Below are 16,437 nucleotides of genomic sequence, written 5' to 3'. Positions count from 1 at the left end.
TTAATTATGGAACATTACGATAGCCGGGTTGATGCCTACATCGAAAAATCGCCCGAATTTGCAAAACCAATTTTAAACTACATTAGGGCAGTAGTGCATGAAGCCGCGCCTATGATAACCGAAACCATGAAATGGAGCATGCCATTTTTTGATTATAAGGGCGTGGTTTGTAATATGGCCGCTTTTAAACAGCATTGCTCGTTTGGGTTTTGGAAAGCATCGTTATTGTACGATCCGCAAAATATATTGAGCCTGGCCGAGCAGGCGGCCGGTAGCTTTGGCCGGTTAACAAGTATTGATGACCTGCCGCCAAAAGAAGTGCTTATTGAATTTATACAGCAGGCCATAACCTTAAATGAGGATAATAAGGTAAGACCAGCCTCAGTGAAAAAGTCGCCTGCTCAACGGGATGAATTGGTGGTGCCGGATTATTTTGTGAAATTTTTAGAAGCCCATCCGCAAGCCTGGCTTAATCTGAACCAGTTTAGCTATTCACAGAAAAAGGAATATATAGAGTGGATAACTGAAGCCAAGACCGAAACCACCCGCCTCAAGCGCATGGAAACAGCTGCTGAATGGCTTACTGAAGGTAAATCAAGGCACTGGAAGTATAAATAAATTCAGTAATTTTAAATAGCGATTTATCCGGGTTAAAGCTTTGCCGAAATATTAAAACTTTGCGCTTATGTTTTTCATCGATCTTAATTATTTAGCCCCTTTTGAAGAGGTTAGTGTTTATATGGAAGTCCATTTAAACCACCTAAAAAAATATTATGATGAAAAGGTATTTGTTATGTGGGGGCCGAAAGTGCCGCGTACAGGTGGTGTTATTATGGCCTTTGCAAGCTCCCGTGAACAAATTGAGCAAATCATAACCGAGGATCCGTTTTATCAGCACAAGCTTGCTGAATTTACTATCACAGAGTTTTTAACGCCGGTTTATCATCCCGATTTAATGGCAATGCTATCTGCCGGATAAAGTTTAGTTTACTTTATCCAGCCGGGTTGGTTTTTCATGAAGCGGACTGTATAGTATATACATTTTGCCCGCTTCCGTGTGAAAAAAGACTTCATCCCTTTCATTTTCGTGCATAAAGAACGAATCTTTAGCAAACGGTACAAGCGTTATAGGAGGGTTATCATTGTTTGAAAAATGAAGCTTGTTATCGGCTACGTACAGTTTGAACTTATCTTTAGTATCGCCTGCTATGATATAAGTACCAGTATATTGCTGCAGATCTTTAGCAGGTATGGCTATCTCTTTATGCTTTTTACAATAGGCAAAAGCTATGGCATTTTGCATTACCTGGGCCAGGGCTGCTCCATGCCCGGCATTGGGAGTGATGGCTGTAGCTATATCCAAACCTTTGCAGTGCTGGTTTTCCATGTATTCCTTAAAATCTTCAATGTTTTTGGCAGTAGTGTGTTCAAAAGAACCAACGCCCAAAAATACCCGGCAGTTCAGGTCATGATTATTGGCGAAATATTTTTTTGCCGAAGGGATCAGCTCACTGCCGCCGTTGCCCGGCGCGCCTATAAAGATCATGTTAAACAGGTTGGGATGATCAAACAGTACCATAGTAGTGAACATGCCGCCGTATGAATAGCCGTATAGCGCTTTATTGTCGTTTACACGGTATTTACTTTGTATAAATGGGATTACCTCCTGCTCAATGAACGAAATGAATTTTGGTCCGCCGGTTGCGGGGTTAAGGTCGCGGCTTCTTTGGTTAGGGCGGCTGCCGTATCCGATACCTACAATGAGCGCTTCAGTGGTTTCATAATCCTGCCTGAGCATGTTGAAGCAGTTCATGGCTACGGTCATGTTCCAGTCGCCATCGGTCATGTATAGTACCGGGTATTTGGTTTTGGTAGTATCATAACCCGGCGGGAAATGTACATAGATGGTATAATCCTCGCCGATAACTTTTGAGCTGTAATCCCACTGCACCATGTCTTTATCGGTAAACGGAGTGGGGGAAGTGCTTTTAACCTGGGCGGTTACAATATTTGCAAAAAAGACAAAAGCGAAGAGAATTATGCCGGGCTTCAGGGTTTGTTTTAACATGACGGTATGATTATATAATTAAGATAGCGTTAATTTACAAAAGGTTACAGCGCTGTGGAAATAAATACTATCGCTAAACCTCGACCAAAGAGAAGATTATATTGATAGTGTTAACAGCATTAGGTGTTCATAAGATGAAGGCCGGTTGGAAATATTGGTTAAAAAACCTTGTCATACGAGAAGGAACAGCCTGTCCCGAACCTTTTTCGGGAACGAAGCAATCTCGTAGCTATACAGATCGGACATGCATTGGCTACGAGATTGCCACGCTACGCTTGCAATGACATACTTTTTAAAGATAATTTCATCTTTCGAATACCCATGGTTTTAACGGGAGCGAAGATATCATCCATCTATCTTTTGTCATTTACCCATTTGTGACCTACCTTTATGTTATAAATATAAGCCTTATGAATATAGAAAAAGCCATTTTGGCCGGCGGTTGCTTTTGGGGGGTAGAAGAATTGTTCAGACATTATCCTGGCGTTATTTCCACGGTAGTGGGATACACAGGCGGGGATGTGCGTAATGCAACTTATCGAAATCACGGAACACACGCCGAAGGGATTGAGATTGAATTTGATCCTGCTCAATTATCTTACCGTAAGCTCCTTGAATATTTTTTTCAGATACACGACCCTACTACCCGGAACAGGCAGGGGAATGATGTCGGCACTTCTTACCGTTCAGCTATTTTTTATTTGAATGAAAGCCAGCGTGAAGTAGCTAACGCGTTGATAGCGGAAATGGATGCCTCCGGAATATGGCCTGGAAAGATAGTTACTGAAGTAGTACCTGCAACTGATTTTTGGAACGCGGAGGCCGAACACCAGGATTATCTTCAGAAAAATCCATATGGTTATACTTGCCACTTTGAAAGGCCCGATTGGAAATTGAGCTGATAAGTAAAGAACACATTAAGTAAATCACGTATTCTTAAATAAAAGAAAATGTCATTTCGATTGAGCAGGGGGGCTGAGAGGTAGGGCGAAAGAGAAATCTTATACGCCCTGTAGAGCAGGATGCATAAGATTTCTCCTCACTGCGCCGCACATTGCCAAATTGGTTCGTCGAAATGACATTCGTTTTTATTGGTCGGTATTCCTTGACAAGATGCATACACCTTAGTAGCTTCAGGGGGCTAAAAATCCAGCGGCCCTAATCGTTTCATGTTTTTCATGATCAGATACTGCCGGTGCCTTAAATACTTTGTTGGGTTAGTGGCCGACCATTTTAAAGGGCTCGGGAAAATCACCGCTATGGCTGCAGCCTCCTGCCGGGTTAAATCAGATGCTGATTTGTGGAAATAAGCCTGTGAAGCGGCTTCAACACCATAAATGCCATCGCCCATTTCAATTTCGTTGAGGTAAACCTCCATGATGCGTTTTTTGCTCCAGAAGGTTTCTATCAATATAGTAAAATAGGCCTCGATACCCTTGCGAATTAACGAACGCCCTTCCCAAAGGAAAACGTTTTTGGCTACCTGCTGAGATATGGTACTGCCGCCGATAAGTTTTTTGCTGTGCGAGTTTTTTTCAATGGCTTTTTCAATGGCGTTAAAATCGAAGCCGTGGTGTTCTAAAAATGTTTGGTCTTCGGCGGCAACTGCGGCACGCTTCATATTGTCAGAGATGTCGTCAAAATCCTTCCACTTTTTGTCAATCTTCCAGTCTTTGCCTGCCGATTTGCGCTGAAATCCCCGCTCAATCATTAACCAGGTAAAAGGAGGGTTGATAAAACGGTAACCAATCACACCCAATAAGCTTAAACCAAAAAACAGAATGAATGCCAGTTTGAAAATTCTGAATATAAGTTTAGGGATACCGTAAAACTTTGAATCCGATTTGGAGTTCCGCTTATCCGACTTTGACTTCTGGTTGTTTTTGCTGAAAAACTTTAACACTGTTATAATATTGCCTTATAAAAGAAGAGGGTGCTTCGTCATTGACAAAACACCCTCTAAAATTCTAAATTTTTTCCAAAAATCCGAAATCGAAACTCCGAATTCCTGAATAAATATAATTACTCCGCTACTACTGCAAACGGAACCTGTACTTTAACTTCTTTGTGCAGGTTGATGTTGGCAACATACTCACCAACAAATTTTGGCTCCTGGTCAAAAGTGATCCTGCGACGGTCAACTTCAAAACCTTCTTTTTTCAATGCATCAGCAATTTGGATAGTGTTGATAGCACCGAAGATTTTGCCAGTTTCGCCGGCTTTAGCGCCGATGTTAAGTTTAATACCTTCTAAACGGGCTGCAATAGCATCAGCATCCTTACGGATTTTTTCTTGCTTAAATTGAGCTTGTTTAAGGTTTTCAGCTAAAACTTTACGTGCACTTTCAGTAGCTAATATGGCGTAGCCTTTTGGTAAAAGATAGTTACGGCCATAACCTGGTTTCACATTTACGATATCGTCTTTATCACCCAGGTTTTTTACATCTTGTTTTAAAATAACTTCCATTTCTTAAATCTCCTATTATTTTAATGAATCTGTAACGTAAGGTAATAAACCGATGTGACGAGCGCGTTTAACAGCTTGCGCCACTTTGCGCTGAAACTTTAATGAAGTACCGGTTAAACGACGTGGTAATACTTTACCCTGATCGTTAATGAACTTTAATAAAAAGTTTGCGTCTTTGTAATCGATATACTTAATACCGTTCTTTTTGAAACGGCAGTATTTTTTACGGTTATCCTCCACTTTTGGAGCGGTAACGTATTTAATTTGTTCGTTAGCCATTAGTTTGATGCCTCCTCTGCTTTAGCTGCTGGTTTTTTGTTAAAAGCACCGCTACGTTTTTTGTCATTGTAAGCAATGGCATGTTTATCCAAAGCAATGGTCAGGAAACGCAAAACACGCTCATCGCGCCTTAACTCTATCTCCAATTTGTTAATTAATTCACCCGGAGCCTTAAATTCAGTTAAGTGATAGTACCCTGTAGTTTTCTTTTGAATAGGGTACGCTAATTTTCTCAAACCCCAATTATCCTCCTGGACAATTTCGGCTCCGCCATCAGTCAGGACTTTGCTGTATTTGGCATTTGCCTCTTTAGCAGTCTCTTCTGAAAGCAACGGGGTTAGAACGATCACGATTTCGTACTGTTGCATTATACTTGATTTTTAATTATTTGCCCGCTATAACGGGGCTGCAAATGTACAAATAGTTTTGGAATTTTCAAATCAATGTTGATAGTGGTTAATAACTATTTACAGGCTTTTTTAAAACTTATAATATAATGTGCCGTTCTATCTAAAAAACTTAAAGCTATGCAGTTAGTAGCAAACCTTACCGGGGCTGAAAGCTCAAAAATACCTTCATTTGATGAAATCCTGATGTACAGTGGCGGGGACGATCCCCTTGAGGGCGACTGGAATGACCAGGAGGACGAAGATTTTGATGATATACTTGATGATAAGGAAGACCTGCATGAAATACAGGTTGATGATGATAGGGGTGAGCCCGACCCTGAAGATGATGATCATTTGCCCGATGATGACCTTCAATAAACACCGTTAGGTGTGAAGTTTTTGGCCCTTGATTACAGTATAGAGGCTTTATAATTTACGTATCCTATACACCCGCATATTGCCGTTTCAGGGCAATCAGGATAGTTATTTCCTAAACTGTCCTTAATTCATAAAAAATTATAAATAAAACGTAACGCCGGTTTCTTTCGCGTTAGATTTTGATTTCTTCAGGATTTAAATTTTTTCGACTTGATTTTCATATGGTTAAACGGATAGTTAAATTTAATCAATGGTTAAATTTAGAATTGTTTAATGGAATGCTTATATTGTGGTTGTTATGTGTATTTATTGATATTATAAATGAAATTTTAATAATAAAATAACATTATTATTAATAAAAATTCATTTTCAGTTATTTGAAATAAGTCGTTTGCCGAAACTGTCTATCTATGAAAAAACTATTTGTTCTATTGCCGGTACTTTTATCTTTTTTTTTAGCAAAAGCACAATATCAGGATGTGCATATTAGTTTGGAAGCCCAGGGTATAGCAACCACAAATAACGTGGTGCCGTTTTGGTTAAGGGCAAATCAGTTTGGCAGTGTTCCGCTGTCGGGAGGTTCGGGAAGTTTGATCGGGAAAATCCGAAAAGATTATGACACAACAAAAAACTATGGCTGGGGCTTTTCATTTGAAGGGCGTGGCAATGCGGGTAACGACAGCAGGTTTTTACTTATTGAAGGACTGATCAAAGCCCATGCAGGTATTTTTGAACTAAAAGCAGGCCGCTCAAAAGATATTATAGGGCTTGTTGATTCAAGCCTGTCGTCAGGCTCATTCGCCATATCGGGCAATGCTTTGGGGGTCCCTAAAGTAAGCATCAGTATACCTAACTATTATAGTTTGCCATTTTGGGATAAACTGTTTGCTATTAAAGGTGCCCTTGCAAATGGGTATGCCGGTACAATTTCATCAACGTACCGGAACCGGGATATGAATTTTAAGAGCTATTATTTTGAAAATTATCTTTATGTCAAAATAGGAAAGCCTTCCTGGAGGCTTAATTTTGAAGCCGGATATAATCACCAGGTATTATGGGGCGATGAAAGAAAAGTTTTAGGGCCAAGGTTTAACCTGTCTGGTCCGGAAACTTACTGGTATATATTTACCGGCAAGGTGTTTAATCAATCAAAAGTAGGTAACCATCTCGGCTCAGTAGATGTGGGGGCTGAGTATAAATTTGATGCATTTACACTGAAGCTTTATCGTCAAAATTTTTATGATAAAGGTGGTTTGTGGTCGCTTGCTAACATAAAGGATGGTTTAAACGGTATCAGTTTTACCAATAACCAGGCTGGGTCAGGTAATTTTGTTTGGAAAAAGCTATTGGTTGAGTTTTTGTATACGGCTAACCAGGCTGGTACTGCAGATTCTAAAATTACACATTCGGGCGCAGAGGATTACTATAATAATTACGAGTACGTAGAAGGCTGGTCATATAAAAATATTGCTTTAGGTTCTCCGTTTATTACAACTGCAGCAGATGCAAGGGCTGATGTGGGACGCGATCCGAAACAGTTTTTTATCAATAACAGGTTGTATGCCCTGCATGCTGCTGCACAGTTTTACGCATTTAAATGGAATTATACTGCTAAAGTTTCCTGGTCGCATAACCTGGGTACTTTTCAAACCGGTACCGAACCTTTCAGGTGGGTAAGCGGTAAATTAACCGAACCAAGTAATCCCGGTGCATTTGGCAAAATAAATCAGCTGTCACTTTATTTTGGAAGTTCGCGGTCATTACAAAATGGCTATAGTATTGGGTACGATCTGGCTTATGACCGTGGAGGCTTATTGTATAATTCCTTTGGTGTTATATTAAAAGTTTCAAAGGCGTTTATGTAGCAAAATGCCAGGTTTGCGGCTTTTATGAATAGGGTTAAATGGTGGATGTTCAAAATTTTAGCAAAAGCGCTCTTTCACTAAACCTAATTTCTCACTACCTTAGCACTTGTGGATAATTTCATTGTTTCGGCCCGTAAGTATCGCCCGGCTACTTTTGAAACCGTTGTTGGTCAGCAACATATAACCAATACGCTCAAAAATGCTATAAAAAATAACCAGCTGGCACAGGCATTTTTGTTCTGTGGCCCGCGTGGCGTGGGCAAAACTACCTGTGCACGGATCCTGGCAAAAACCATTAATTGCACCGATTTGCAGCCCAATGGCGAGGCCTGCGGCCAATGCCCATCATGCAAGGCTTTTGAAAACGGAAACTCCTTTAACGTACATGAGCTTGATGCTGCATCAAACAATTCTGTTGATGATATCCGCAGCCTGATAGAGCAGGTACGGATCCCTCCGCAGGCTGCCCGTTACAAGGTTTATATTATTGATGAGGTGCACATGCTATCGCAGGCCGCATTTAACGCGTTCCTGAAAACGCTGGAAGAGCCGCCTCATTATGCCATATTTATATTGGCCACTACCGAAAAGCATAAGATCCTGCCAACCATTCTTTCCCGTTGCCAGATCTTTGATTTTAACCGCATCAGGGTTGAGGATATGGCTGGTCACCTGGCATCAATTGCCGGTAAGGAAAACATCAGCTACGAACCCGATGGCCTGCATATTATAGCCCAGAAAGCCGATGGAGGTTTGCGCGATGCGTTATCGATGTTTGATCAGATCGTGAGCTTTTCGGGCGGCAAGGTAACCTATCGTTCGGTTATTGATAACCTGAACATACTTGATTACGATTACTACTTTAATATAACCGAAAGCCTGCTTAAGGAAGATACCGCAAAAGTATTGCTGTTTTTTGACGAGATCCTTTCGCGCGGGTTTGATGGCGCCCATTTTATTGCCGGTCTTTCTGAACACTTCAGAAACCTGCTGGTTGGGAAGGATCAATCAACGTTAAAGTTGCTTGAGGTGAGCGAAGGCATCAAAACAAAATACCTGCAGCAATCGCAGCAGGCATCGGTATCGTTTTTACTTTCGGCCATGAATATTGCCAACCAGTGCGATATCAGTTACAAGCTCAGTAAAAACCAGCGGTTGCAGGTTGAGCTGGCCTTACTCAAGATGTGCCATCTGCCATCGGTATTTAACCTGGCAACCACACCGCTTACAGTAACGCCCGCTACCGACGGGGGATTAAAAAAAAAACCTGATACCTCAGCAGTAACACCTGTTAATGGTTCATCGGCAAGTCCTGCTGTATCCGTGGTGAGCGAAGCCGCGCCTGTATACAGCGCTCCCCAAAAAGAGGTTGTAACGCCATCTGTACCGGTAAAAGAAACGCCCCCTCCGGCCGAAAAGCCTAAGGTGGTGATGCCTTTACGAAGCTCACAAACGCCTTCGTTAACCGGCGAGGTTAAAACGCAGGAAGCTTTACTTGAAGAAGAAGACCCTTATTTAAAAGGCGAGGATAAAGAAGATTTTACCATGGATGCCTTTTTGCAGTGCTGGAGCGATTTTGCTGCATATGTAAAAAAGGAAGGTAAAAAAACGCTGGTAACCATTTTTACAGCTAATGCCCCACGGATGTTAAGGCCTTATGTTTTTGAGGTAGTAGTAGGTAACATGGTGCAGGAAAATATGTTCAGGGATGAAAAGCCTGTTATGCTTAATTACCTGCGCAGCACCCTTAAAAATTTTACTATTGATGTAAATGCCCGGGTCGACGAACAAAAGGTAGTGCGCAAACCTTATACCACCCCCGAAAAGTTTCAGCATATGGCAGCCCGCAACCCGCAGTTGCTGGAGTTAAAGAGCAGGTTTAACCTTGATTTTGATTAAGCCGGGTTTAAATGCTGAACTGTGTGCTTAATTAAAACCCACAATTCAGCATTTGATAAATTATTTTAAGGGAGGCCTGTCGTTTTTGGGATATCCTTCTTCATCCAGGTCTTCGCGGTCATCTTCGGGGGTATGGGCAAGGGCCGCGTCAACGGGATCAACTTCCACGCTTTGGCCGTGGTCAATGTGCATTGCTAATTCATCCACATCGGTTTCAAGCGAACGGTCTTCGTCAAATTCGCCGTCAACATCATAGGGGTTTGCCTCATCATAGGTGGAGTTGATGTCCTCGCCGTTTTTTGCTGTAGTATGATACGGGTCGGGATGGTCATAATCCGGGTCATCGCTTTTAACATCGTATTCGTAGCTGTTAGCCTCCGGGTTATAGCTCAGGTTTTCCTTATCAATGGTTTCGCCCAACTCGTCTTTCAGTGTTTCGTCGCGATCAGGCAGATCGTCATTAAAACCTGCGTCGTCAATTTGATCGTTGTTCATAGGTCTGTGTTTTTATAGTATAAATATACACAGTAAAAACCCTGCCAAAAAAGCAAATCGACCAAAAAAAGGATTTTTACCTGAACTTAATAATGGATTTGTTTCCGGTACGAAGTAACACCGCCAATGGCAAATTTAAAGCCGATATTAAATTGCGAATATGCATCATTATGCTTACCCGCTATATAGCCGTCAAGCTCATCGCCCATAATAAAGTTGTATTGGTAGCCCAGATCAATTTTAACAGCCGGCTGGTTATAGCTGTTAAAAAGCTTAAATTCATAACCTAATCTTACCGGTATAAATATTTCATTTTTTTTAGGCTCGCCGGGCAATACCAGGCCCTTATCTAACAAAAGCACATCATCTGTTCTTACTACAACGTTGTTGTTAATGAGCCCTAAACCCGATGACAGGTAAAGGTTTTTAAAAGCATTGGCAATGGAGCTTTGCGAATAGTCAATTATTTCGCCCGCCTGTACCTGCACCCTGAACGAGTATGCGCTAAAGTGGTTTTCAAACTGCCTTTGTGTGGTTGTATTCGGCCCGCCTCCTTTTAAACGGCCTACTTCCACATCAAAAATATAATTTACATACGGGCTTTGATTGTAAGTAAAATTGAGGTGAATAGATGGTGTTGTTGTCAGCGTTTGAACATCGGCCGAGCTTGCCTGGTTGATCCCTGCGGCAAAACCAACTTCATATTGAGCATAATCAAACCCTATCTGGGCTTTTGCTAAAAATGATACAGAACACAACAGGATTATAATGGAAGTTTTTAGTATGGATTTTATCATAATAAACGGCGGCACCTGTTTAATAAGGAGCTTGTTTTATGGTAAGCGTTTTGTTTTAGTAAAAATAGCACCAAAGTTTATAAAAACAACAATACCGGGGTTAATAATTGTCATTATAACGAAATCTATAATTTTTCATTGCATTATTTGATAAAATTCATAAGGTCAATTTTATATATTTGGGGCCGTTGTATAACAAAAACCACATCAGGCATGTCAAAAATAAAAGTAGAGAATCCGGTAGTTGAACTGGATGGCGATGAAATGACCCGCATAATCTGGAAATTCATCAAAGACAAATTGATTACCCCGTACCTTGATCTTGATATCAAATACTACGATCTGGGTATCGAGTACCGCGACCAAACCGACGACCAGGTAACTATTGACGCAGCTAACGCTATCAAACAATATGGCGTTGGTATTAAATGCGCTACTATTACGCCCGACGAAGCAAGGGTTGCTGAGTTTGGGTTAAAACAAATGTGGAAATCACCAAACGGAACTATCCGTAACATACTGGATGGTACTGTTTTTCGTGAGCCTATTGTTATGAGCAATGTACCGCGCCTGGTACCAAACTGGACAGCGCCAATCTGTATCGGTCGTCATGCTTTTGGCGATCAGTACCGTGCTACCGATTTCTTAACCAAAGGTAAAGGCAAGCTTACTGTTAAGTTTACTCCTGAAGATGGCAGCCCTGAGCAGTCATTTGAAGTGTTTAACTTTAAAGGCGATGGTGTTGCATTAACCATGTACAATACCGACGAATCTATCAAAGGTTTTGCGCATGCCTGCTTTAACCAAGCTTTAATGAAAGGCTGGCCTTTATACCTTTCAACCAAAAATACCATTCTTAAAAAATACGATGGCCGCTTCAAAGATATTTTTGAAGAGATCTATCAAAACGATTACAAACAAAAGTTTGAAGCAGCAGGTATCACTTACGAGCACCGCTTAATTGATGACATGGTTGCATCGGCCCTGAAATGGAACGGTAACTTTGTTTGGGCTTGTAAAAACTATGATGGCGACGTACAGTCAGATACCGTAGCACAAGGCTTTGGTTCATTAGGCTTAATGACCTCAACCCTGGTTACTCCTGATGGTACTGTAATGGAAGCAGAAGCTGCCCACGGTACAGTAACCCGTCACTATCGTGACCACCAGGCTGGTAAACCAACCTCAACTAACCCAATTGCATCAATTTTTGCATGGACAAGAGGTTTGGAGTTCCGCGGTATCTTAGATAATAACCAGGAGCTGATTGATTTTTGCAAAGCTTTGGAAGAAGTTTGTATAGAAACAGTTGAAAGCGGCAAAATGACCAAAGATTTGGCCATCACTATTAAACCTAAAGTGGAGCACGGTACCGATTACCTGTACACCGAAGAGTTTTTAGCTGCAATTGACGAAAATTTGAAAGCGAAATTGGGCTTATAAGCTTTTTTGATAACTTTTTGAAAGTCCGCCTTTATATAAGGCGGACTTTTTTATGTGTTTAATTTTGAATATATTTGAGTATGAAATTTACGGCGATAATTGAACAGGGAGAAAATGGGTGGCTTGTCGGGCAAATAGAAGAGATACCTGCTGCTATGTCGCAAGGTGAAAGTATCGATGAATTAAAAGCTAATTTGCTTGACGCTTTAAAGCTTATATTGGATACCAACAAGGAAATTACCGAAAAGGAATACTTAGGTAGGGAAGTAATTAAAGAAGAGTTAGAGCTTTTTTAATGAAACGTTCGGCCCTGGTTAAGCATCTTGAAAAGCAAGGCTGCTACTTGTTACGTGAAGGTAGCAATCATGCCATTTATATAAATCCACTTAATCAAAAACAAACGGCCGTAGGCAGACATCAGGAACTTGATAATTTGCTTTGTAAAAAAATCTGTAAGCAGTTGGAGATCCCCCCGCTTTCATAAGCCCCTCTCAAATTTTAATGATCAGTCTGGCTTTTGCAGAGTCAGCCAATCTTTGAACAAACCTGCATCGGGTAGCGGCCTGTGTTGTTTTATAAGAATAAGTAAATCAATTTAGCATTTTCAATTATCTATTTAACTCCTAACTTAGCGGTCAAAATACACAACACTATGTCGGCATTATATCCATTAAAATTCAAAACCATATATAAAGACAAAATATGGGGCGGTCAAAAGATCAAAACCTATCTGCATAAAGATTTTGGAAGCTTACCTAATTGCGGCGAAACCTGGGAGATATCAGGTGTAAAATCTGATGTTTCGGTTGTAGCTTCAGGCGCCCTTGAAGGCGAATCATTGGCCGATTTGCTGGAGCAATACAAAGACGAGCTGGTTGGTAAAAAGGTTTATGACCACTTCGGTAACATCTTCCCTTTATTAGTGAAATTTATTGATGCCAATGATGATCTTTCGGTACAGGTGCACCCTGATGACAAACTGGCCAAAGAACGCCATAACTCATTTGGTAAAACCGAAATGTGGTATATTATCGAGGCCGACCCAGGCTCGACATTGATTACCGGCTTTAACCAGGAAATGACTGAAGAAAAATATGTTGACGCTTTAAACAGCGGCCATATTATGGATATCCTGAACAAGGAGACTGCTGTAGCCAATGATGTTTTCTTTTTACCGGCAGGCAGGGTACATACTATTGGTAAAGGATTATTACTTGCTGAAATTCAGCAAACATCAGATATTACTTACCGTATTTACGATTTTGACCGTGTTGACGATAAAGGCCAGAAACGTGAGCTGCATACCGAAGAGGCCCTTGCCGCTATTAATTACAAACATTATCCTGAATATAAAACAATATATCAGCCTAAAGAGAACGAAACTGTAAAGCTGGTAAGCTGTCCGTACTTTACCACCAACGTGCTTGATTTTGATGAAAGTACTTCAAAAGACTATTCGGCACTTGATTCATTTGTGATCCACGTTTGCGTTGAAGGCGGCTATACGGTTAAATACAACAACGAGGCATACGCCGTTAAAATGGGTGAATGCATCCTGTTACCAAAAAGCATCGATAAAATTGAGCTGGAAACAACAGGCGGCTTTAAAATCCTGGAAAGCTATATCGAATAATTAAGTGCCATACACCTGCAAGTATGAATAAACGAATAACCTTTTTAAGCCTTATCTTAACTGTATTTTTTGCCGGTAATAGCTGCAAAAAAGAAAACAACAATCCTAAAAGTGCATATGCCGGTAAGTATGTACTTGTATCCGAAACTAATGTGAACATGGACACAGGTGTTTCGGAAACATATACAAGTACAGCTTCTCCATGCATGAGCGATAACCAAACTACCCTTAAAGACGACGGAACATGGGCCGCGGCTTACGTAGGAGCAGAGGACTGTTACGTTTCAAGAACTCCTAATAGTATCACAATTATAGGATCGAAAGGTGAATCTACTGCAGGCAACTGGGCAATAAGTACTGGTAACAGAATAAAGTTTACCCTATCAGATCAAAGTACCTCGTATGGTCAACTGAATAATGTGGGCGGAAAGGTTCAGCTTACATTTAAGGATACCTCTCAAAATTATATATCTACATCAGTTTTGGTAAAGCAATAAAGAGAAATACGGAATATTTATTATGTTCCGTATTTCTTTATCCCTTCGTTTGCAGACCATTTTGTTTGAGCAAAAATTTCTGTAAGATGGCTGGCTTTTATCGGTTTAAAAATATAATCAGAAACTTCAGAAATATTTTTAGCCCGGTGCATATCATTAAGGTCAATTGATGAGCTTATGATATAAACAGTAATGTTTTTCCCTGTTTGTGGTTTTAATTTCGCAAATTCATTCAAAAAATCCCATCCGTCCATCACCGGCATATTGATATCCAGTAATATTACGTCGGGTAATTGGTGATCTTCTTTTGTTTTTTTTAGTGCATTAATGGCCTCCTGGCCGTTTAAAAAGTGGCTTAGCCGGGTATTTAGTTCCTTTTTACCTATTAATTTTTTTAGGCCGTAAACATAAATACTATCATCATCTACAATCCAGGTGTTAGCGGGATTTCGCTCTGCAATCATCTCTCCGAATTTTTAATTATGCCAATCTGATAGTAAATTTTGTGCCAACGTTTACAGCGCTGTCAACCTTGATACTGCCTCCCAATGCTTCAACCTGGTTGCGGGTTATAAACAAGCCAATTCCTTTAGCATCGCTGTTATTATGAAATGTTTTATACATGCCAAAAATCTTATCGCCATAACGTTCAAGATCGATCCCCAGGCCATTATCTTCAAAAATAAGGTAAATGTGGTTCCCTTCCTGTATTGTATAGCATTTGATAACAGGTGGCCTGTCGGGATGGCTGTATTTTAATGAGTTGGTAAGCAGGTTTTGTAAAATGCTTTCCATATAAGCCGGGATATAACTGATTTCGCCGCACTGCGTAAAATCCCATTCAACACGGGCATTTATGGATTCAATGTTGTTTTTTAGTGCCGAGCAAATGCTTTTGAACATCGGCTCTAACTCAACTATTTTTCGTTCTTTGGTAATTTCTGTTTGGATCTTTACTATTTCGTTAATATGTTCAATGGTAAGATCTAAACTATCGCTGATGGTTTTTATGTGCGAAAAGATCTCCTCCCGCTCTTCATTAGCATCGGTTTGTTCAAAAAGGTTTACCATAAATTGAAGGTTACCGGTATGTGAACGAAGATTATGAGATACTATGTATGCAAAGTTTTGCAGGCGGCGGTTTTGGTCGGTTAGCAAATTTATCGATTGCTCATGCTTTAGCAGCTTTCTTTTTTCACTGTCAATATCCTGAACAACGCCTTTAATTGCAGTGCATTTACCAAAATGGTTAATTACGGGCACTGCCTTTACTTTTAACCATAGCATATGGTTTTTGGCCGAGCGTAAAAGCAGATCTATATCAAAAGGCCGGCTATGATTAATGGTATTGTTAATAGCATTTTGTAAAACAGGCCGGTATGGAGGTTCAAAAAAACTGATAAATTCTTCAACACTCAGGTTTAAGTGGTTTTGAAGATCAAACAAATCATACACCTGTTTTGACAGCACAATGGTTTGTGCATTTTGAAGTTCAATTTCCCAAATACCTAAGCGCGCCGTTTTAAAGGCATCATCATTAATGATTTGATTGTGTGCCGATAATAAGTCGTTATATTTATAACGGTTGATGTTTATAAGCGAACCATAAGCGATGCTGCCATGCTCGTCGTCCAGTTTCCTGATGGTAGTTTCAAACCATTGGTAACCATTTTTTTTAGTTAAAAAACGTAATTGCAGCGGTGGTGTATTTTCAGTTATCCTGTTGTTGATGGCATTGGTAAAAGCCGGTTTATCGCCATGGTAAAGCAGGTGCTCAAAAAAGGTATTGGCAGTACATTCAATTTCATTGAGCTGATAGCCTAATACTGCATAAAAGCCTGTTGACCATTTTACCTCCCTTGTATTGAAATTATACTTCCAGATACCCGTATCCAGATCATTGATCAAAGGGGTAAGATGTATGTCATCGCCAGAAAGTTTACCCTTTTCCGAAAAACTCATATCAACAATCCGTTCACTAATTCAATTTGTTTTTTGACACGTGCTTATTATTAAAATATTGTGCCATGATTTTTAAATTTACAACCATTAGTTGTTTGGCTGTAAATTTCTTCTCAATCATTATTCCACATTTGCTCAGCCTCAAATATAATATTTTTGATACTTTATAATGTATTCTTTTACTGGTATTTACGGTTTTTAGAATATCCTGCTATATGTACTCCTAATTGAAGTGATATTTTGTAAAATATCCATCAAATAACCTA

20 protein-coding genes are annotated in these 16,437 nt (G+C 40.3%); 11 read left to right on the top strand and 9 right to left on the bottom strand.

Going from position 1 to position 16,437, the window contains the following annotated elements; translation table 11 throughout:
- Positions 1-6 precede the first annotated feature (6 nt).
- Positions 7-618: a YdeI/OmpD-associated family protein gene (locus ACFFGT_RS25270; RefSeq protein WP_377025299.1), complete on the top strand. Its 612-nt coding sequence runs from the start codon at positions 7-9 to the stop codon at positions 616-618.
- A gap of 67 nt (positions 619-685) precedes the next feature.
- Positions 686-979 (top strand): YciI family protein, encoded by a 294-nt coding sequence (locus ACFFGT_RS25265; RefSeq protein WP_377025298.1) that lies wholly within the window; start codon positions 686-688, stop codon positions 977-979.
- A 3-nt stretch (positions 980-982) separates the two neighbouring features.
- Here ACFFGT_RS25265 and ACFFGT_RS25260 read toward each other — a convergent pair whose 3' ends face one another.
- Positions 983-2,068 (bottom strand): alpha/beta hydrolase, encoded by a 1,086-nt coding sequence (locus ACFFGT_RS25260; protein WP_377025297.1) that lies wholly within the window; start codon positions 2,066-2,068, stop codon positions 983-985.
- Positions 2,069-2,478: 410 nt separating this feature from the next.
- Here ACFFGT_RS25260 and msrA point away from each other — a divergent pair, with 410 nt between their 5' ends.
- Complete coding sequence (msrA, locus tag ACFFGT_RS25255) at positions 2,479-2,970, top strand: peptide-methionine (S)-S-oxide reductase MsrA (RefSeq protein ID WP_377025296.1); 492 nt, start codon at positions 2,479-2,481, stop codon at positions 2,968-2,970.
- Between the two features lie 239 nt (positions 2,971-3,209).
- Here the strand turns inward: msrA and mtgA are convergent, their stop codons facing one another.
- From mtgA to rpsF, 4 genes are all read right to left on the bottom strand, one after another.
- A complete protein-coding gene (gene mtgA / locus ACFFGT_RS25250) occupies positions 3,210-3,971 on the bottom strand; it encodes a monofunctional biosynthetic peptidoglycan transglycosylase (protein ID WP_377025295.1) in 762 nt (253 codons plus the stop codon).
- A gap of 119 nt (positions 3,972-4,090) precedes the next feature.
- Positions 4,091-4,534 (bottom strand): 50S ribosomal protein L9, encoded by a 444-nt coding sequence (gene rplI, locus ACFFGT_RS25245; protein ID WP_377025294.1) that lies wholly within the window; start codon positions 4,532-4,534, stop codon positions 4,091-4,093.
- A gap of 15 nt (positions 4,535-4,549) precedes the next feature.
- Positions 4,550-4,813 (bottom strand): 30S ribosomal protein S18, encoded by a 264-nt coding sequence (rpsR, locus tag ACFFGT_RS25240; protein WP_022833472.1) that lies wholly within the window; start codon positions 4,811-4,813, stop codon positions 4,550-4,552.
- Positions 4,813-5,181, bottom strand: coding sequence for a 30S ribosomal protein S6 (gene rpsF / locus ACFFGT_RS25235; protein WP_377025293.1), 369 nt, complete (start codon positions 5,179-5,181; stop codon positions 4,813-4,815). The genes rpsR and rpsF overlap by 1 nt, the downstream gene beginning before the upstream one ends.
- Positions 5,182-5,340: 159 nt before the next feature.
- On the opposite strand from rpsF, the gene ACFFGT_RS25230 reads away from it, so the two are divergent.
- From ACFFGT_RS25230 to ACFFGT_RS25220, 3 genes are all read left to right on the top strand, one after another.
- Positions 5,341-5,580, top strand: a complete 240-nt coding sequence (locus tag ACFFGT_RS25230) for a hypothetical protein (RefSeq protein WP_377025292.1) — start codon at positions 5,341-5,343, stop codon at positions 5,578-5,580.
- Positions 5,581-5,990: 410 nt separating this feature from the next.
- Positions 5,991-7,445 (top strand): capsule assembly Wzi family protein, encoded by a 1,455-nt coding sequence (locus ACFFGT_RS25225; RefSeq protein WP_377025291.1) that lies wholly within the window; start codon positions 5,991-5,993, stop codon positions 7,443-7,445.
- Positions 7,446-7,553: 108 nt separating this feature from the next.
- Positions 7,554-9,344 carry a DNA polymerase III subunit gamma/tau gene (locus tag ACFFGT_RS25220; RefSeq protein ID WP_377025290.1) on the top strand — a complete coding sequence of 597 codons (1,791 nt, stop codon included), beginning with the start codon at positions 7,554-7,556 and terminating at the stop codon, positions 9,342-9,344.
- 60 nt (positions 9,345-9,404) lie between these two features.
- On the opposite strand, the gene ACFFGT_RS25215 is transcribed toward ACFFGT_RS25220, so the two are convergent.
- Positions 9,405-9,839 carry a hypothetical protein gene (locus ACFFGT_RS25215; RefSeq protein WP_377025289.1) on the bottom strand — a complete coding sequence of 145 codons (435 nt, stop codon included), beginning with the start codon at positions 9,837-9,839 and terminating at the stop codon, positions 9,405-9,407.
- Between the two features lie 86 nt (positions 9,840-9,925).
- The gene (locus ACFFGT_RS25210) at positions 9,926-10,636 is read right to left on the bottom strand and encodes a hypothetical protein (RefSeq protein WP_377025288.1); all 711 of its coding nucleotides are present in this window, start codon (positions 10,634-10,636) and stop codon (positions 9,926-9,928) included.
- A gap of 213 nt (positions 10,637-10,849) precedes the next feature.
- On the opposite strand from ACFFGT_RS25210, the gene ACFFGT_RS25205 reads away from it, so the two are divergent.
- The 5 genes from ACFFGT_RS25205 (at position 10,850) to ACFFGT_RS25185 (ending at position 14,209) form a co-directional block, all read left to right on the top strand.
- On the top strand, positions 10,850-12,079 hold the full coding sequence (locus ACFFGT_RS25205; protein ID WP_377025287.1) for an NADP-dependent isocitrate dehydrogenase: 1,230 nt from the start codon (positions 10,850-10,852) through the stop codon (positions 12,077-12,079).
- Between the two features lie 80 nt (positions 12,080-12,159).
- The gene (locus tag ACFFGT_RS25200; protein ID WP_377025286.1) at positions 12,160-12,375 is read left to right on the top strand and encodes a type II toxin-antitoxin system HicB family antitoxin; all 216 of its coding nucleotides are present in this window, start codon (positions 12,160-12,162) and stop codon (positions 12,373-12,375) included.
- A complete protein-coding gene (locus tag ACFFGT_RS25195) occupies positions 12,375-12,563 on the top strand; it encodes a type II toxin-antitoxin system HicA family toxin (protein WP_377025285.1) in 189 nt (62 codons plus the stop codon). The genes ACFFGT_RS25200 and ACFFGT_RS25195 overlap by 1 nt, the downstream gene beginning before the upstream one ends.
- A gap of 168 nt (positions 12,564-12,731) precedes the next feature.
- Complete coding sequence (locus ACFFGT_RS25190) at positions 12,732-13,712, top strand: type I phosphomannose isomerase catalytic subunit (RefSeq protein WP_377025284.1); 981 nt, start codon at positions 12,732-12,734, stop codon at positions 13,710-13,712.
- Between the two features lie 23 nt (positions 13,713-13,735).
- Entirely contained in the window at positions 13,736-14,209 is a 474-nt protein-coding gene (locus ACFFGT_RS25185; protein ID WP_377025283.1) for a hypothetical protein, read from the top strand.
- 20 nt (positions 14,210-14,229) lie between these two features.
- Here the strand turns inward: ACFFGT_RS25185 and ACFFGT_RS25180 are convergent, their stop codons facing one another.
- Both ACFFGT_RS25180 and ACFFGT_RS25175 read right to left on the bottom strand, forming a co-directional pair.
- The gene (locus ACFFGT_RS25180) at positions 14,230-14,673 is read right to left on the bottom strand and encodes a response regulator (RefSeq protein WP_377025282.1); all 444 of its coding nucleotides are present in this window, start codon (positions 14,671-14,673) and stop codon (positions 14,230-14,232) included.
- A 16-nt stretch (positions 14,674-14,689) separates the two neighbouring features.
- On the bottom strand, positions 14,690-16,171 hold the full coding sequence (locus ACFFGT_RS25175) for a PAS domain-containing sensor histidine kinase (protein ID WP_377025281.1): 1,482 nt from the start codon (positions 16,169-16,171) through the stop codon (positions 14,690-14,692).
- Positions 16,172-16,437: the final 266 nt, after the last annotated feature.

Origin of the sequence: Mucilaginibacter angelicae (genome assembly GCF_042434235.1) — a bacterium.
Classification (GTDB): Bacteria; Bacteroidota; Bacteroidia; order Sphingobacteriales; family Sphingobacteriaceae; genus Mucilaginibacter; species Mucilaginibacter angelicae.
The sequence above is the reverse complement of the archived record's forward strand: the minus strand, read 5'-3'. Positions and strand labels throughout refer to the sequence as shown.

Bases quoted from the DNA above. Each gene is read 5' to 3' on its own strand.
- rpsR (WP_022833472.1), bottom strand. From the start codon at position 4,813: ATGGCTAACGAACAAATTAAATACGTTACCGCTCCAAAAGTGGAGGAT.
- rpsF (WP_377025293.1), bottom strand. From the start codon at position 5,181: ATGCAACAGTACGAAATCGTGATCGTTCTAACCCCGTTGCTTTCAGAA.
- ACFFGT_RS25175 (WP_377025281.1), bottom strand. From the start codon at position 16,171: ATGAGTTTTTCGGAAAAGGGTAAACTTTCTGGCGATGACATACATCTT.
- ACFFGT_RS25195 (WP_377025285.1), top strand. From the start codon at position 12,375: ATGAAACGTTCGGCCCTGGTTAAGCATCTTGAAAAGCAAGGCTGCTAC.
- ACFFGT_RS25230 (WP_377025292.1), top strand. From the start codon at position 5,341: ATGCAGTTAGTAGCAAACCTTACCGGGGCTGAAAGCTCAAAAATACCT.
- ACFFGT_RS25180 (WP_377025282.1), bottom strand. From the start codon at position 14,673: ATGATTGCAGAGCGAAATCCCGCTAACACCTGGATTGTAGATGATGAT.
- ACFFGT_RS25265 (WP_377025298.1), top strand. From the start codon at position 686: ATGTTTTTCATCGATCTTAATTATTTAGCCCCTTTTGAAGAGGTTAGT.
- ACFFGT_RS25200 (WP_377025286.1), top strand. From the start codon at position 12,160: ATGAAATTTACGGCGATAATTGAACAGGGAGAAAATGGGTGGCTTGTC.
- ACFFGT_RS25205 (WP_377025287.1), top strand. From the start codon at position 10,850: ATGTCAAAAATAAAAGTAGAGAATCCGGTAGTTGAACTGGATGGCGAT.
- ACFFGT_RS25190 (WP_377025284.1), top strand. From the start codon at position 12,732: ATGTCGGCATTATATCCATTAAAATTCAAAACCATATATAAAGACAAA.
- ACFFGT_RS25215 (WP_377025289.1), bottom strand. From the start codon at position 9,839: ATGAACAACGATCAAATTGACGACGCAGGTTTTAATGACGATCTGCCT.
- ACFFGT_RS25185 (WP_377025283.1), top strand. From the start codon at position 13,736: ATGAATAAACGAATAACCTTTTTAAGCCTTATCTTAACTGTATTTTTT.
- ACFFGT_RS25210 (WP_377025288.1), bottom strand. From the start codon at position 10,636: ATGATAAAATCCATACTAAAAACTTCCATTATAATCCTGTTGTGTTCT.
- ACFFGT_RS25260 (WP_377025297.1), bottom strand. From the start codon at position 2,068: ATGTTAAAACAAACCCTGAAGCCCGGCATAATTCTCTTCGCTTTTGTC.
- ACFFGT_RS25225 (WP_377025291.1), top strand. From the start codon at position 5,991: ATGAAAAAACTATTTGTTCTATTGCCGGTACTTTTATCTTTTTTTTTA.
- rplI (WP_377025294.1), bottom strand. From the start codon at position 4,534: ATGGAAGTTATTTTAAAACAAGATGTAAAAAACCTGGGTGATAAAGAC.
- ACFFGT_RS25270 (WP_377025299.1), top strand. From the start codon at position 7: ATGGAACATTACGATAGCCGGGTTGATGCCTACATCGAAAAATCGCCC.
- msrA (WP_377025296.1), top strand. From the start codon at position 2,479: ATGAATATAGAAAAAGCCATTTTGGCCGGCGGTTGCTTTTGGGGGGTA.